The organism is Kitasatospora sp. HPM-01-4 (assembly GCF_051374625.1).
Classification (GTDB): domain Bacteria; phylum Actinomycetota; class Actinomycetes; order Streptomycetales; family Streptomycetaceae; genus Kitasatospora.
Genome location: NZ_JBPQGP010000005.1, coordinates 6,228,446 through 6,244,815, shown reverse-complemented (window position 1 = coordinate 6,244,815; position 16,370 = coordinate 6,228,446). Strand labels below are relative to the sequence as shown.

Below are 16,370 nucleotides of genomic sequence, written 5' to 3'. Positions count from 1 at the left end.
CCGGACATTGCCAGACCACAACGCGGGCTGCGCGCGTAGACCCGCGGCGTCGGGCCGGTGGACCGCGGCAGCGCCGAAGGGCGCGCCGTTGTCACCCCTGTGGGCGGCCGGGCGATCGATTCCGGCCAGAAACGGCAGAGGCCCCACCGACTGGTGGGGCCCCTGCCTCGCGGTGTGAGGGTGCGTCGGAATCCGTCAGCTCTGCACGAAGACCGCGACCGTCCGGGCGGGAACCGTGAAGGTGCCGGTCGCCGTGGAGAAGGCGGACCGCTTGACCACCGGATCGGCTCCGGCCGCCTGCACGGGATGCAGCCGCTGCCCGGTCCCGGCCAGGGCGGCGACGGTCTGCTTCTGGTCGGTCGGCGTGGCGTTGAAGACCACCGTGACGCCCTTCTCGGCACCGCTCAGCCCGGTCCCGTCCAGGTGCATGGTGATCACCCCGGGCGTCTCACCCGCCGTACCCGAGAGCGGGAAGGACAGCCGCCGCTGCACCTCGGCCGAACTCGCCAGCGCGAACAGCGGCGAGGTCTGCCTGATCCGCAGGAACTGCTCGTACATCGCACTGCTCGCGGTCATCTCCGCGCAGCCGACCCGCAGCCTCGGATCGGCCAGCAGCGCCTTGGCGGTGGGCCACATCGACTCGTTGTCGGCGGCCATCGGCAGGCCGCGCCCCCAGCCGTTGCCCTGCCGGCAGTCCCAGGAGACCGAGTTGAACCAGTCGCCGGAGTTGTACGAGTTGGAGTCCAGCGACTTGGAGCGCAGCAGGTCACTGCCGGCCTGGGCGAAGCCCGGTCCCTGGGCGAGCGCGGTGAGCGACAGGCCCAGCGCCTGCATCCTGGCCCGGTCGGCGGGCGAGGTGGTGACGGGCAGCTTGTAGGCCAGCGCGTCGAACAGGTCGGTGTTGTCGTGCGCGTCCAGGTACTCCACCGCCTCGCCCGGGTTGGCGGCGTAGCCGGTCGGCGAGCCGTTGTAGTCGACTCCCGCGCCGGTGACGGGCTTTCCCGAGCTGTCGGTGAAGGAGTAGCCGGCCAGGTTCCCGGTCAGCCCCACCTTGATCTGGTCCATCTGGTGCAGCAGCCGGGCCTTCTGCTGCTCTGGAGTGCCGCTCGCCGCCGAGCCGTTGGGGTCGGTGAACAGGCCCGAGGCGAAACCCTGCTGGGGTGCGGAGGAGAGCATGAAGTCGCCCCCGCGCCCGGCGTCGCGGATCCGGTCGTTGAAGGTGGCGATACCGGTGCCCGCCATGTTCTGCTGAGTGGCCTGCACGAAGCGGGAGTTGTTGGCGACGGTCCCGAAGTTCCAGCCCTCGCCGTAGAGGAAGACGTCCTTCCCCTCCACCCCGTCCTTGGCCCTGGTGAGCGTCCTCAGCGCCGACTGCACGTCCAGCATGGTCGACTTGGGGTCCAGGCCCATCAGGTCGAAGCGGAAGCCGTCCACCCGGTACTGCCTGGCCCACAGCATCACCGAGTCGACCACCAGCTTGTTCATCATGGCGTGCTCGGGTGCGGTGTCGGCGCAGCAGCTGTCACCGGTCACCTTCCCGGCGGCGTCGAGCCGCTGGTAGTAGCCGGGCACCACCTTGTCCAGCACCGAGTGCTCGGCCTGTCCGGAGGCGGCGGTGTGGTTGTAGACCACGTCCAGCACCACCCGCAGGCCGGCCTCGTGCATCGCCTGCACCATCTGCCGGAACTGGACCGTGCGCGCCGGACCGTTGGAGTCCGTGGCGTACGAGCCCTCGGGGACGTTGTAGTGCAGCGGGTCGTAACCCCAGTTGTAGGCGTCGTCGGCCTGTACGGCCGCCACGCACTCCTGCTGCTTGTCGCTGTCCGGCGGCAGCGACTTGAGGTCGCAGGGCGGCAGCTTCCGGGCGGCGGGGTCCTTGGGGATGCTGGCGATGTCGAAGGTCGGCAGCAGGTGGATGGTGGTGATGCCCGCCTTGGCCAGCTCGCGCAGGTGCTTCATGCCGGCCGACTGCGACTGGGTGAAGGCCAGGTAGGTGCCGCGCTCGGCCGCCGGCACGGTGGTGTCGGCCACCGAGAAGTCGCGGACGTGCAGCTCCTGGATCTGCTGCCGGGTGGACGGGATCCCGGCCGGATTGCGGTGCTGGTCCCAGCCCTTCGGCTTGTTGCGCCCGTCGGCCAGATCGGTGACCAGGCTGCGCTCGGAGTCGGTGGAGAGCGCCACCGAGTACGGGTCGGTGACCGTGTTGGTCACCCGCCGCTGCACGCTCGGCGCCCACACCGCGACCTGGTAGACGTAGTACTTCCCGTCCAGTTCACGGGCGTTGCGGCTGAGTGACCAGACTCCGCTCGCCTCGTCCCGCCGCAGCGGTACGGTCTTCGGCGTACCGCCCGTCGCCCGGTCGAAGAGCTGGACCGAGACCTCGGTGGCGGTCGGCGCCCAGAGCGAGAGGGTGACCTTGCCGTCCCGGTAGACCGGGCCGAGTTCGGCCTTGGCCGCCTTCCCCGCGTACAGGTCGTCGAGCACGCCCGGGAGTTGCACCCCGGTGGCAGCCAGCAGGGCGCCGTTCGGCAGGTGTTCGGTGAAGGCGAGCTGGCTGCGCAGCGCGGGGGTGATCCGGCCGGTGTCCCGGGTGTCCACCGTGAAGGCCCGGTACCCGGCCAGATGCGGGTACTCGGCCTTCTGGGCGTCGGTCAGCGTGCCGGGGTTGAGCCTGATCCAGTGGCCGGGCCTGTTGAGTGCGCCCTTGTCGATCCGCAGGGCCCCCTCGGGGTCGTAGATCAGCTGGGCACTGGTCCCGCCGGCCAGCTGGCCGTCGCCCGCACCGAAGTTCGCCGGGACCACCACGGTCCTGGCGTCGATCCACTGGGCGCTGGAGCTGCCGAGGTCCACCTGCGCGGAGCTGCCGGTGGACTGCGGCAGCAGATAGCCCTCCTGGCCGCCGATGATCCACACCTCGCGGCCGCTGGCGGCGAGGTCCAGGGACTGGTCGTCCGGCAGGTCCTTGTCGTTGCCGTTGTGCAGGATGTAGCTGAGGCTGGTGGCCCCGGCCGCCAGCGGCACCTCGAAGACGTCGCCGAAGGCGTCCCGGCGGGCGGGCTGCAGCGGGCTGCCCCAGTCGGTCGGCTTGGCCGCGCCGGTCCAGTCGTGCAGGCCCCAGCCGTCGTAGTCGCCGTCCGCGCGGTGGTAGTGGATCACGGCGGTGCCGGCGGGCACGGTGTCGACCGGCCCGGGGTTGCTTGTCCGGACGGTGGGGTCGCCCTCCTTGAGCCAGACTTCGCCGGTGCTGGAGAGGTCGATGTGCCGGTCGGCCTCGACGTCCTTGGTGCCGTTGTTCTCGACGATGAAGCCGAGGTCCGAGGCGCCGCTCTTCAACTTGACGTAGGCGAAGGCCCCGTAGGCGTCCCGGCCGGTGAAGCCGTGCCCGGCGGGCCAGTCGGTGGCCTCACCGTCGGCGAGGTCGCCCCAGGCGTAGAGGTTCCAGCCGTCGTAGTTCCCGTCCTTGCGCTGGTAGTGCACCACCGCGTACGGGCGCGAGGTCGCGGTCGGCACGGGCGCCGGCTCGGGGGTGCCGGTGGTGAAACTCCCGGTCGCGGAGCGCAGTTGTCCGCCGGATGTCCGCACGACAGCCTTGTACCGCACCACCGTCCCGGGCGCGACCCCGCCGAGGTCCTGGGTCACCTGGTACGTCCCGTTGTCGGCGGTGCCGAGCACCTTCCAGGGGCCGTTGCCGATCTGCGCGGCGAAGGAGACCCGGTCGAATCCCCCTCCCGGCACCTGGGCACCGACCGTGACCAGGCCGGTCGATCCCTCCGCCGGTGTCCGCAGGGCGAGTTGGGGCGCCGAGGCCGTCCTCGCGAGCCGGCCGGCCGCCTTGTACACGGTCGAGGACAGCGGCGGCACGGTGACGGTGATCCCGCGGTCGGCGCCGCTGGTGGTCCTGGCGCCCGCGCTCGGGTAGAGGCGGTCGAAGGCCATCCCCGCGGAGAAGGTGTCCAGGGTGACGGTCTTCGCCTCGGTGGAGTTGTTGACCGCGACGACGTACTCGACCTGCTGCCCGGCGTCGATCCGGGAGAAGGCGTACACCCCGGGACCGTCGGCGGCGTACCGCTCGATCTGTGCGCCGTCGGCCAGCGCCGGATTGGCCTTCCGCAGCTGTGCCAGCGCGGATATCCCCTGGTAGAGCGGGACGTTCCGGCCGTACCGGTCGGCGGAGCCCTTGCTGCCGCCGATCACGTTGTCGCTGTTGTACGAGGCGACCTTGGAGGCGAACATGTCCTGCCGGGCGTCCTTGTCGCCGCCCGCGCCCGTCATGCCCTGCTCGTCGCCGTAGTAGACGACCGGCTGGCCGCGCGTCAGGAACATCAGCTCGTTGGCGAGCCGGTCCTTGGCGAGCAGTTCGTCCTGGCCCGCGCCCGGGTTGTCGCTCTGCAGGAAGGACCCGAAGCGGCCCATGTCGTGGCTGCCGAGGAAGGTCGGCAGCTCGTACGCGTCGGCATCGGCGCTGGTGTAGCGGTAGTCCTGGCCGTACATCTGGGACAGCGCCCTGGCCGAGCCGTTCTGCGAGACGTAGCTCCGCGCGGCCTGCTGGAAGGGGAAGTCCAGGGTGGCCTGCAGCCTGCCCTTGGTGACGTACGGCGAGGTGACCGCCGGGTCGGCGGAGTAGACCTCGCCGAACATGAAGAAGTTCCGGTTGCCCTGCTGGGCGGCGTACTGCTTGAGCGCGGGCGCCCAGTTCTGCCAGAAGGCCATGTCGACGTTCTTCACGGTGTCGATCCGGAAGCCGTCCACACCGGTCTGCCTGACCCAGTCCTCGTAGACCTTCTTGAACCCCTCGACCACCTTGGGGTTCTGGGTGTCCAGGTCGTCCAGACCGTCGAAGTCGCCCTCGGTGGCGGACTCTCCGGCGAAGGTCGAGTTGCCCCGGTTGTGGTAGAGCGAGGGATCGTTCAGCCAGGCCGGGGACTTGGCCTTGGCGTCCGCCTTGCCGCGGAAGACCGGGGTGTAGGGGAAGGAGTCGGCGGTGATCTTCGGCCAGGGCGCGCCCGATTCGGCCAGCGCGGTCTCGTCGACCGGGTTGCCGTCGGCGTCCAGGGTCGGGTACGCGCCCCTCGAGCGGTAGTCGTACCTGCCCTCGGCGTAGTCGATGACGTCGGCGGTGTGGTTGGTGATGACGTCGAAGAAGACCTTGATGCCCTTGGCGTGCGCCTTGCGGATCAGCTCCTTCAGCTGGGCGTTGGTGCCGAAGTGCGGGTCGACCTGGGTGAAGTCGGTGATCCAGTAGCCGTGGTAGCCCGCCGAGGCGGCGTCTCCCGTGCCCTGCACCGGCTTGTTCTTGAAGATCGGGGCGAGCCAGATCGCGGTGGTGCCCAGGCCCTGGATGTAGTCGAGCCTGTCGATCACCCCCTGGAGGTCACCACCGTGGTAGAAGCCCTTGTCCGTGGGGTCGAAGCCGTTCTCCAGCCGCGACCCCGTGATACCGCCGGTGTCATTGCCGGGGTCGCCGTTGGCGAAGCGGTCCGGAAGCACGAAGTAGAACTGCTCGCGGGTCAGGTCGTGCCGCTTGGCCGTGGCGGCCAGTGCGGCGTCCGAGGGCGGAGCCGGGCGGGCGGCGGCGGCCACGGGGGCGGCCGGGCCGAGCGTTGCCGCCACCAGTGAGGTGGCGAGCAGCGAGGCGGCCAGCAGCGCCGGGGCTCTGCCGGATCTGCGGGTGTGGATGGTGCTCCGTGGGCGGCGGGGCGGTGTTTCGGCCACTGCGACTCTCCCTTGAGGCAGTTGGGCGTCATGGAGTGGCGTGGACGCTAGCGATTGCAAGATGTTTCAGCAAGATGTTGTAAAAGTTGCAAGTGATCTCTTGACCGAACCGTTGTGTACGGGTGAGAGTCACGGGTGCCCCGCCGTGCGGCGGCACCGCACGGGCCCACCGGTGAGGGACAGGGCAGGCCCGTGTGCGGGGATGGTGGCCCGTCGCGCCTGACAGCCGACGGGCCTCCCCCTGCTACGTCCCCGGGTACTCCTCCGGGGCCCCGGCCGCTACCCGGGGGGCGGGTCGTCGGGTCGTTCGGGTGCGGGTCACAATGGACCCCATGCCCATCTCCGGTCCCCACCCCCTACCCCCTCAGGGGGACAGCTGGTGAAGAATCCACTACCGCAGGATGAGCAGGCGGCCACAGGACGTCTGGCAGACTTCTCGTCCATGGGGGAACCGACCGAGATCCGTACAGCCGGTGCAGCACGCGCCGAGGCGGCCAGTGGTGCAGGTTCCGTCGATGGCGCGGTCCGCTCGGTCCCGACGCCGGACGGAGCCTCCCGCACCGCCCAGACCCGCGCCGCCGCGCTCCGCAGCCGTATCCGCGAGCAGCGTCGCAACCCGTCGCGGCCCCGGGTGTTCTTCGAGCTGGCGCTGATCGGCATCAGCTACTGGCTCTACTCCCTGGTCCGCAACGCCGTCCCCGAGCAGGCGGCGGTCGCGCAGAGGAACGCGGGCTGGATCTGGCACTTCGAGCAGCACCTCGGGATCGCGGTCGAGCGCTCGATCAACCACGGTGTGAACTCGGTCACCTGGCTGATCGTCGGGATGAACTACTACTACGCGACGCTGCACTTCATCATCACCATCGGTGTGCTGGTGTGGCTGTACCGCGCGCATCCGGGCCGCTACGCGGCGGCGCGGACGGTCCTGTTCGTCACCACCGGTATCGCGCTGATCGGGTTCTACTTCTTCCCGCTGGCCCCGCCCCGGCTGATGGACGGCGGCGGCTTCATCGACACCGTCAAGGTGCACCACACCTGGGGGTCGATGGCCTCCGGTGCGGGGGCCCACGTCTCCAACCAGTACGCGGCGATGCCCTCGATGCACATCGGGTGGTCGATGTGGTGCGGGCTGGCGATCTTCATCCTGGCCAAGCCGCTCTGGGCACGCCTGCTCGGCCTGCTCTACCCGCTGACCACACTGCTGGTGATCGTCTCGACCGCCAACCACTTCTGGATGGACGCGATCTGCGGCGAGCTCTGCCTGCTCATCGGGTTCACCGTGTCCCGGCTGATCTACCACAACTGGGCCTACCGGCTCCCCCGCACCCCGGAGGAACCCCGGCCCGACCAGCCGGTCACCGTACCCGCCCAGTGGTCCGCACCGGTCGAAGCCTCCTCCTCACGCCGCTGACGCGCCGCGGAGCTCCCGGTCTCGACGGGACGGCTTCCTCAGGGGCAGGGCCGGTATACCGGCCCTGCCCCTGAGTCGTCTTCCGCCCGGGAGTCCGAACCAGGCGTCCACCCAGGGCCTCTCAGGGCCCGTAGAACAGCTTCTCCACGACCGAGCGGGCCCGCCGGGTCGTGCGGCGGTAGTCGTCCACCATCTCGCCGGTGTGCCCCGAGCCGTAGCCGAGGTAGCGGGCGACCCCCGCGAGCTCACGGCCGTCGCCCGGGAAGCTGTCCCCCGCCCGGCCTCGGACCAGCATCACCGCGCTTCGCACCCGCGAGGCCAGCACCCAGGCGGCGTCGAGCACCTCCGCGTCCCGCTCCTCGATCAGCCCGGCCTCGGACGCGGCCGCCAGCGCCGTCCGGGTCCGGGTGGTCCGCAGCTGCGGCAGCTCGTGCCCGTGCTGCAGTTGCAGCAGCTGCACGGTCCACTCCACGTCCGCCAGGCCGCCCCGTCCGATCTTGGTGTGGGTGGTCGGGTCGGCGCCGCGCGGCAGGCGTTCGGACTCGATCCTGGCCTTGATCCGCCGGATCTCCAGCAGGTCCTTCTCGGGTACGCCCATGCCGGGATAGCGCAGCGGGTCGATCAGCCGCTGGAAGTCCGTCCCCAGCTCCACGTCGCCCGCCACCGGCTCCGCCCGGAGCAGCGCCTGGCTCTCCCAGGCGTGCGACCAGCGCCGGTAGTAGGCACCGTACGAGGCGAGGGTGCGCACCAGCGGACCGTTGCGGCCCTCGGGCCGCAGGTCCGCGTCGACCAGCAGCGGGGGCTCGGTGGAGGGGGCGGCCAGCAGGGTGCGCAGCCGGTGGCAGACGGCCTGGGCGGCCCGGGCGGCGTCGTGGTCCAGGACGTCGAGCAGCGGGTCGTGGACGAACAGGACGTCCGCGTCGGAGCCGTACCCGAGCTCGTGCCCGCCGAAGCGGCCCATGGCGATCACCGCCAGCCGGGTGGGCAGCTCACCGTTCTCGGCCTCCCACTCGGCGACGCAGGCCCGCAGCGCGCCCTGCAGGGTGGCGGCGTTGAGCGCCGTCAGCGCCTCGCCGGCCGCGTCCACGGCCGCACCGTGGTCCTCCGAGAGCCGTCCGAGCACATCGGCGGCGGCGGTCCTGAACAGTTCCCGCCGCCGGACCGAGCGGGCCGCCGCGACCCCGGCCTCGGCACCGCTGGCCCGGCCGACCGCGGCCAGCACCTCGGACTCCAGCACGGCCCGCCCGCGCGGGAGCAGTCCCTGCGGGTCGCCGAGCATGGCGACCGCCTCGGGAGCGCGCAGCAGCAGGTCGGGGGCGAGCCGGCCGGCCGAGAGCACCCTGGCGAGCTGCTCGGCGGCACCGCTCTCGTCCCGCAGCAGGCGCAGGTACCAGGGGGTGCGGCCGAGCGCGTCGGAGACCTGGCGGAAGTTGAGCAGTCCCGCGTCCGGGTCGGCGGAGTCGGCGAACCAGCCGAGCAGCACGGGCAGCAGGGTGCGCTGGATGGCGGCCTTGCGGCTGACCCCGGCGGCCAGCGCGGTGAGGTGGCGCAGCGCGGTGGCGGGGTCGGCGTAGCCGAGTGCGGCCAGCCGGGCCTTCGCCGCCTCGGGGCTGAGCCGGACGGCTTCGGCGGGCAGTTCGGCGACCGCGTCCAGCAGCGGCCGGTAGAACAGCTTCTCGTGCAGCCGCCGCACCTCGACCGCGTGGCGCTTCCACTCGCGCTGCAGGGCGGCCACCGGGTCGGCGCGGGTGTCGCCGTTGATCAGGTGGGCGAGCGAGCGGGCGAGGCGGCGCAGGTCGTGCTCGTCCGTGGGCATCAGATGGGTGCGGCGCAGCCGGTACAGCTGGATGCGGTGTTCCAGCGCGCGCAGGAACCGGTACGCGGCCTCCAGCGAGGCGGCGTCGGCCCGGCCGACGTACCCGCCCGCGCTGAGGGCGGCCAGTGCCTCCAGGGTGTTGCCGCTGTGCAGGCTGTCATCGGTGCGGCCGTGCACCAGTTGCAGCAGCTGGACGGCGAACTCGACGTCGCGCAGGCCGCCGGGGCCGAGTTTGAGCTGCCGGTCCAGCTCGGTGGCCGGGATGGAGTCGAGCACCTTGCGGCGCATCTGCTGGACGTCGGCGACGAAGTTCTCCCGCTCCGCGGCCTGCCAGACCAGCTGCGCGGTGGCCTCGGCGTACGCGGCGCCGAGCTCGGTGTCGCCGGCCACCGGGCGGGCCTTGAGCAGGGCCTGGAACTCCCAGGTCTTGGCCCAGCGCTGGTAGTACGCGAGGTGGCTGGCCAGGGTGCGGACCAGCGGTCCGTTGCGGCCCTCGGGACGGAGGTTGGCGTCCACCGGCCAGATGGCGCCCTCGCCGGTGGTGTCGGAGCACAGCCGCATCATCCGGGCGGCGAGCCCGGTGGCGGCCTGCAGCGCCCGCTGTTCGTCCACCCCTTCGCGGGGTTCGGCGACGAAGATCACGTCGACGTCGGAGACGTAGTTGAGCTCGCGGCCGCCGCACTTGCCCATCCCGATCACGGCGAGCCGGCACACCCGGGCGGCCTCCGGGTCCTCCTCGGCGGCGACGTCCAGGGCGGTCTGCAGCGTGGCCCCGGCCAGGTCGGCGAGTTCGGCGCTGGCCTGCGGCAGGTCGGTGGTGCGGCTCAGGTCGCGGGCGGCGATGGCGAGCAGGCAGCGGCGGTAGGCGGTGCGCAGGGCGTCGGCCCGGCCGGCGCTGCTGGTGACGCCGTTGCGCCAGACCCGGTCGGAGAGCTGGCGCAGGAAGTCCTGCGGCCCCGGGTGGATGTCGCGGAGTTCGAAGGTGACCAGCGCGTGCCAGTCCCGGGGGTGGCGGGCCAGGTGGTCACCGAGGGCGGCGGAGGCGCCGAGTACGCCCAACAGGCGGTCGCGCAGCGGTTTCGAGCCGGTCAGGGTGTCCCGCAGGGTGTGGCGCTCGGGCTCGTCCAGGGCCTCCAGCAGCCGGGCCAGGCCGAGCAGCGCGAGATCGGGGTCCGGGGTGGCGCCGAGCGCGTCCAGCAGCACGGGGTCGGCCGCCAGGCCGTTCAGGTCCGGCTCCGCGAGCAGTTTCACGGCCGTCTCGGGATCGGTGAACCCCCGCCGGACCAGCCGGACCTCCAGGCGGCTCGTCCGGCTTCCGGCCCTCTCTTCCACTGCCATCGCCCCTCCAGCTGCCGACCCTGCTGGAAGCGTACGTGCCCTGCGGCGGCGGCGACAGGACCGCCATGCACGGCCGGCCCCGCCTCCGGTGGCACGGGGAACCACCTGGGCGGACCCGCCCGCGCGCAGGGGCGGTCGCACTGCCCGGGGGCGCGGAAAAGCGCGCCCCCGCCCGTCCGTGCCGTCAGTACGGCTGCACGAGGACGTGGGCCGCGCCCGGGATGCCGACCTTGAGGAGTTCGTCCTCGTCCGGGGTGGTGGGGGTGCCGGTCTCCTGCTTGAGTACCGCGCGCGACAGGTTCTGCACCCACAGGGCCCGTGGGCGCCGCCGTGCCTCCCAGGCGGCCAGCGCGGCCGGCACCCCGTCCGCCGTGTCCAGCGACTGCGCGAGCACCAGCGCGTCCTCGACCGCCATCGCCGCCCCCTGCGCGAGGTGCGGGGTGGAGGCGTGCGCGGCGTCACCGGCCAGCACCACCCGGCCGACGTGCCAGGGCTCGTCCACGGTGACCTGAGAGATCCGCGAGTACACCACGGCACTCGGGTCGGTCACCCGGGTCAGCGCCTCGGCGACCGGGCCGCCGAACCCGGCCAGCCGCTCGGCGAGCTGCTCGTGGGCGCGCTCGGGGTCCGGCCTGAAGTCCTCCGGCTCGGCGAACACCGCGCCCAGGTACATGAGTTCACCGGTGATCGGGGTGAGCAGGGCCTTCGCCGCCCGGTTGCCGGTGCTCATCACCACGCCCCGCACCTCGGGCTGCCTGGGCACGGTGACCCGCCAGTTGGCGAAGCCGGTGTACTCCGGGCGGAACCGCTCTCCGTACAGGCGGCCGCGCAGCGGTGAGCCGATGCCGTCGAAGCCGACCACCAGATCCCAGCGGCCGGTGGAGCCGTCGGAGAGGGTGACGTCCACCCCCGCACCGTCGTCGGCCAGTTCGGTGACGGTGGTGCCGTAGCGGATCCGGGCACCGGCCTCGGCCGCGGCCCGGCCGAGCACCCCGGCGAGTGCCCGCCGGGGTATCCCGTTGGCGGCGGGGACGCCGTCCATCCGGGGCTGCGGGATCCCGGCCAGGGTGTTCCCGGACGGGTCGCAGATGGTCAGCACCTCCCACTCGAAGCCGGCTTCGAGGCACTGCTCCAGCACGCCGAGCTCCCGCATCACGTGCAGGGCGTTGGAGGGCTGGACGATGCCGACACCCAGCGCTTCCGACTCGCCGCGGATCTCGGCGACTTCGACGCTGTGGCCGCGTCGGGCAAGGGCGGTGGCGAGGCTGAGCCCGCCGATGCCGCCGCCGTGGACCAGAACGCGCAGGGGTGATGCCATCTCAGGTCTCTCCAGGGTCTTACGGGCAACCGGCCGGGGGGTCAGCCCGCCGGTACGGGCTCGCTCTCGGCGGCGTTCCCGGCGGGCAGGCTCATCAGGTGGTCGACCAGAGCCAGCAGTGCGTCCCGCCCGAACGACCGCTCCCGGACGTCGCCGATCAGCAGCGGGACGTGCGGGTCGAGGTCGAGTGCCTCCCGGACCTCCGCCTCGGCACGGGTGTTGTGGCCGTGGAAGCAGTTGATCGCGACCACGAAGGGGATGCCCCGGCTCTCGAAGAAGTCGATCGAGGCGAAGCTGGTCTCCAGGCGGCGGGTGTCGGCGATGACCACCCCGCCGAGCGCGCCGTTGACCAGGTCGTTCCACATGAACCAGAAGCGCTCCTGGCCGGGGGTGCCGAAGAGGTACACGACCAGCTCCGAACTGACCGTGATCCGGCCGAAGTCCAGCGCGACGGTGGTGGTGTCCTTCTGGTCGATCCCGGACAGGTCGTCCACGCCGACGCTGGCCCGGGTCAGGTACTCCTCGGTGCGCAGCGGCGCGACCTCGCTGACCGCGCCCACCATGGTGGTCTTGCCGACGCCGAACCCCCCGGCGATCAGGATCTTGACGGCGGCGGGGGCCGCCTGACTGCTCGTCATATCGCTGTCATCCCAATGTCTCAGAGTCTCCGGAGTCCGTCACGGACGGCGGCCAGCAGGCCGAGGTCGGCGCCGCCGGCGGCCCGCGCCACCGACAGCGGGGCGCGGGCCAGCAGCAGGCCCTGGGCGACCAGGTCCGCCAGCAGGATCTTGGTCACCGACACCGGCAGGTTGAGCTCGGCGGCGACCTCGGCGACCGCGCTCGGACGGCGGCAGAAGGCCAGGATCGTGCGGTGCTCCGGCTGGAGCGCACGCCGCCCGGGCCGTAACGGGGCGCCGTGCTCGTCCCTGGGGTCCTGCACGGTCGTCAGCACGGTGATCAGGCTGAAGTCGTCCCGTTCCGGCGCGGTGCGGCCCCGGGTGATGGTGTACGGGCGGACCATGCTGCCCGCGCCGTCCTCATCGGCTTCGCCCTCCTCCCAGTACGGGGTCACCCGCGCTGCCCGCCTCGGGCGCCGAAGGCGTCGAAGTCGCTCCGGACCGGGGTGCCGAGCTTCTGCCCGACCTGCTGCACCAGGTTGTGCATGGCCAGCGACATCACCTCGGCGTCCACCTCCTGCGAGGCGACCACGGCCAGGTGGGTGCCCTGGCCGGCGGAGATGATGAACAGCCAGAGGTCGGCGAGTTCCACGATCACCTGGTGCACCGGGCCGCCGTCGAAGAGCTGGCCGACGCCGCGCGCCAGGCTCTGCTGCCCGGTCGCGACCGCGGCCAGCCGCTCGGCGTCGGGGCGGTCGATGGTGCGGGAGTGGCTCACCACCAGACCGTCGTCGGAGAGCAGCACGGCGTTTCTGGTCCCGGCCACCGAGTCCACCAGGCCGTCGAGCAGCCAGTCGAGGTCCTGGTGGGTGGCGGTAGTGCGAGTCATGACCGGTCTTCCGTCGTAGGGATGGGGGAGGTGTTCCACGGCTCGGTGGACTGCGGCTCACCGGCCTCGGTCCGGTACCCCCAGGCGGGGAGGACCGGGTGCTGCTGTCCGGGCTGCTCCGGCTGCACCGACTGCCCGGGCGGTACGGACTGCCCTGGCGGTACGGTGGCCTCGCGGGCGGCCCGGGACCGGCGCTGGAAGGCGCCGATGGCTGCTCCGGCCCGTCGGGGGGCCGGCCGGAGCAGGGGGTTCTCGTCCCAGCGCGGCGGCCGGGGTCCGGCGGCCTGCGGTGCCGGGCGCGTCCTGAGCTCGTCCGCCAGGCTGGCCTGGCGGATCCGGCGCGGCAGCGGCGACTCCGGTCCGGTGATGCTCCCGCCGGGCAGGGACATGGCGTCCTCCGTTCCGGACCTCCCGTCCATGGCGTCCACGGCGATGTCCGGCCGCTGCGCGACGGGCCGCTCCCGGACCTCGGCGGGCGACTGCCAGGGCTGCGGCGCCTCCTGCGGTGCCTGCACCTGCCAGGCGGGCTCGGGGACGGGCTGCGCGTCGGTCACGGGCTGGTACGGCTGGTACGGCTGGTGCGACCCGTACTGTTCGTGCCCCTCGTGCCCGCCGAACCCGCCGCGTCCTTCGTGCGTCTCGCGCACCTCGGCCCCCGGAGCGGGCTCGTACATCTCCTGCGCCCCGTAGACCGAAGCCGCCTCGAACACCGGCGCCGCCTCGAACGCCGGAGCCGCCTCGTACACCGGAGCGTGCTCGTGCGCGGGACCGAACCCGTCCGCCGCCGCCGGCCTGACCGGCTCCGACTCCGGCTCCGAAGCGGCCGGCTCCGCCAACGGGGCGGACGGTACCGGCATCGGGCCGACCGCCTCGATGAGCGGCGTGACCCCGGCCAGGGCCCGGCCGCGCGAGCGGGTCGGCAGGCTCTGCTGCGGCGCCAGGGGCGGCACCGCGACCGGACGCACCGGGCCGTCGGGGGCGATCAGCTCGTCGGGGATCAGGACGACCGCCCTGGTCCCGCCGAAGGCCGAGGGACGGAACTCCACCCGCAGCCCGTTCTGGGCCGCGAGCCGCGCGATCACGAAGAAGCCGAGCCGGATGTCGTCGGCGCGTGCGAGTACGTCGGTCCGCGGCGGACGGCCCATCAGTTCGTTGGCCTCGGCGAGCTGTGCCTCGTCCATGCCCAGGCCGCGGTCCTCGACCTCGATCACCGTGCCCCGGCTGACCCGGGCGGCCCTGACCTCGACCGGGCTCGGCGGCCGCGAGAAGCTGAGCGCGTTCTCGATCAGCTCGGCCAGGATGTGCGCCACCGGACCGACGGCGCGTTCGGAGAGCCAGGGACTGCCGTCGACGTCCAGGATCACCCGGCGGTAGTCCTGCACCTCACCCTGGGCCGAGCGCATCACGTCCAGCAGCGGGACCGGCTTGCGCCAGCGCCGGTGCGGGGTGCCGCCGGCCAGGATGACCAGGTTCTCCTCGTAGCGGCGCAGGCGGGCGGTGAGGTGGTCGAGGTCGAAGAGCCCGTCCAGCACCTCGGGGTCCTCGTGCTTGCGCTCCAACTCGTCGAGTTTCTTGAGCTGTTGGCCGATCAGCAGCTGGGTCCTGCGGGCGATGCGCTGGAGCAGCCGCTCGAAGCCGCGGTGCTGCTCGGCCTGCCGCACGGCCGCGGTGAGGGCGCTGGACCGGGCCAGGTTCAACGCCGCGCCGAGCTGGGCGAGTTCGTCGTTTGCGCCGCTGCGGTCGTCCCGCGCGATACCGCGGGCCTCGGTCTCGACGTCGATCTGCTCGCCCTGTCCGAGGCGTTCGACCACCTCGGGCAGCTTGCTTCCCAGTTCCTCGGCCTGGCTCTGGAGTTCGCCGATCCGCTGGCGCAGCCTGCGGGTGAGGCGCCAGGTGGTCACGATCACCGCGATGACCGCGACCAGGCCGACCACGGCGGTGAGCACGACCCTGAGCAGCAGGGCCGTGATCTGGCTCTTGCCGGTGGACACCACCGTGTCGGTGCTGTGCTCCACCAGGTCGACCAGCTGGGGGTTCAGCACGTCCAGTGCCTGGCGCCACTTCTTCTGGTCCGCGGCGTTCTGCTGGCTGCTGCCGATCGGGACGAACCCGGCGCTGTCCATCGCCGTGGGACGCAGCACGTCCCGTTCCACCTCGGTCTTGGCCTGCCAGGCCGGGCTCTCGGTGATCTGCTTGGCCTTCGCCTGCTGGTCGGCGGGCAGGTAGGGCATGACCTTGGTGACGAACTGGAAGGACTGGTCGGAGATGGACTGCAGCAGGCCCTGGTAGTCCTGCGCGCTCAGCTTCCCGGCGGCCCAGCCCTGGGCCAGCAGCGCGTCCGAGCGGGAGATCATCTCCTTGGACCAGAACAGGTCGACCAGCGGCTGGGAGGCCGTGGCGACCTTGCCGTTGTCCACGTGGCTGAGCGAAGTGAAGAGCCTGAGGTCGACCGCGATCAGCTCGGTGTAGTAGCGGTACACCGCCGCCTGCTGCGCCTCGCCGCCCTGGTCCACCAGCAGGCGCTCGGCGGACAGCTGGTTCATCGCCTGCCGGGCCTCGGCGAGCGCTTCGCGCACCTCGGCGGGCGCGTCGTCGGCGGCGACCGCGGACAGCGACTGGAAGCTGCGGATGGCATCGTCGGTCTGCTTGCGCTGCTTGACCAGCGCGTCGGTGGCGCCCGCGTGGGCGCCGAGGGCCTCGGCGCTGAGCCGCCGCTCCTCCTGCAGGTTGTAGTAGACGATGTTGGACGGCTGTCCGGCCTTCTGGGCCAGCAGCCCCTGGGCCGCCTGCCGCTGGAAGTCCAGCAGGGTCTGACCACTGGTCACCGCCCAGAGGGTGGCCAGGGCCAGACTGGGTACGACTGCGAGCACGAGCAGGGCCGTCCTGAGGGACATCCTGGTCGAGCGGATCCGCCGGTTCGCGCGCGTGCGCAGGGCATGCTCCTTGAAGACGGCACCAGCCATTCACGACTGGTCAGATCTGGTAAGAACATTGACAGACGGATCTTAGTGGTACCGCACAACTGCGAGTGAAACCCGGCCACTTGTTGACTTTCCGTCACCTAGTCCTTACCTCGTGGTCAGTTTCCGGGCGCCGCACCGGACTCCGCCGGTCCGGTCCGGGACCAGGTCTGACCAGGCCTCACCCGATCCGGCCGCCCGCCGCACCGGCCACAGGGCACTCGATGCCCGCGGGACCGCCCGGCCGGGCCACGTGTCCGGGTCTGACAGCCCGTGACCGGACATGAACGGCCCCGGGCCGGCGGATCG

General features: G+C 72.0%; 8 protein-coding genes. 1 reads left to right on the top strand and 7 read right to left on the bottom strand.

The genetic code is table 11. The features are described 5' to 3' along the window. Positions 1 to 195: 195 nt before the first annotated feature. Positions 196 to 5,712 carry a pullulanase-type alpha-1,6-glucosidase gene (pulA, locus tag ACSMTC_RS27235; RefSeq protein WP_436562345.1) on the bottom strand — a complete coding sequence of 1,839 codons (5,517 nt, stop codon included), beginning with the start codon at positions 5,710 to 5,712 and terminating at the stop codon, positions 196 to 198. A gap of 442 nt (positions 5,713 to 6,154) precedes the next feature. Here pulA and ACSMTC_RS27230 point away from each other — a divergent pair, with 442 nt between their 5' ends. Next, a complete protein-coding gene (locus ACSMTC_RS27230) occupies positions 6,155 to 7,123 on the top strand; it encodes a phosphatase PAP2 family protein (RefSeq protein WP_436562344.1) in 969 nt (322 codons plus the stop codon). 121 nt (positions 7,124 to 7,244) lie between these two features. Here ACSMTC_RS27230 and ACSMTC_RS27225 read toward each other — a convergent pair whose 3' ends face one another. From ACSMTC_RS27225 to ACSMTC_RS27200, 6 genes are all read right to left on the bottom strand, one after another. Then, complete coding sequence (locus ACSMTC_RS27225; protein ID WP_436562343.1) at positions 7,245 to 10,277, bottom strand: bifunctional [glutamine synthetase] adenylyltransferase/[glutamine synthetase]-adenylyl-L-tyrosine phosphorylase; 3,033 nt, start codon at positions 10,275 to 10,277, stop codon at positions 7,245 to 7,247. 184 nt (positions 10,278 to 10,461) lie between these two features. Beyond that, complete coding sequence (locus tag ACSMTC_RS27220) at positions 10,462 to 11,595, bottom strand: FAD-dependent monooxygenase (protein WP_436562342.1); 1,134 nt, start codon at positions 11,593 to 11,595, stop codon at positions 10,462 to 10,464. 41 nt (positions 11,596 to 11,636) lie between these two features. Next, positions 11,637 to 12,233 (bottom strand): GTP-binding protein, encoded by a 597-nt coding sequence (locus tag ACSMTC_RS27215; protein ID WP_436562341.1) that lies wholly within the window; start codon positions 12,231 to 12,233, stop codon positions 11,637 to 11,639. Positions 12,234 to 12,253: 20 nt separating this feature from the next. Continuing rightward, positions 12,254 to 12,616: a DUF742 domain-containing protein gene (locus tag ACSMTC_RS27210; RefSeq protein WP_436564820.1), complete on the bottom strand. Its 363-nt coding sequence runs from the start codon at positions 12,614 to 12,616 to the stop codon at positions 12,254 to 12,256. 47 nt (positions 12,617 to 12,663) lie between these two features. Further along, positions 12,664 to 13,101: a roadblock/LC7 domain-containing protein gene (locus tag ACSMTC_RS27205; RefSeq protein ID WP_436562340.1), complete on the bottom strand. Its 438-nt coding sequence runs from the start codon at positions 13,099 to 13,101 to the stop codon at positions 12,664 to 12,666. Then, positions 13,098 to 16,064 carry a sensor histidine kinase gene (locus ACSMTC_RS27200; protein WP_436562339.1) on the bottom strand — a complete coding sequence of 989 codons (2,967 nt, stop codon included), beginning with the start codon at positions 16,062 to 16,064 and terminating at the stop codon, positions 13,098 to 13,100. Before ACSMTC_RS27200 ends, ACSMTC_RS27205 begins: the two co-directional genes overlap by 4 nt. Between the last annotated feature and the right edge of the window lie 306 nt (positions 16,065 to 16,370).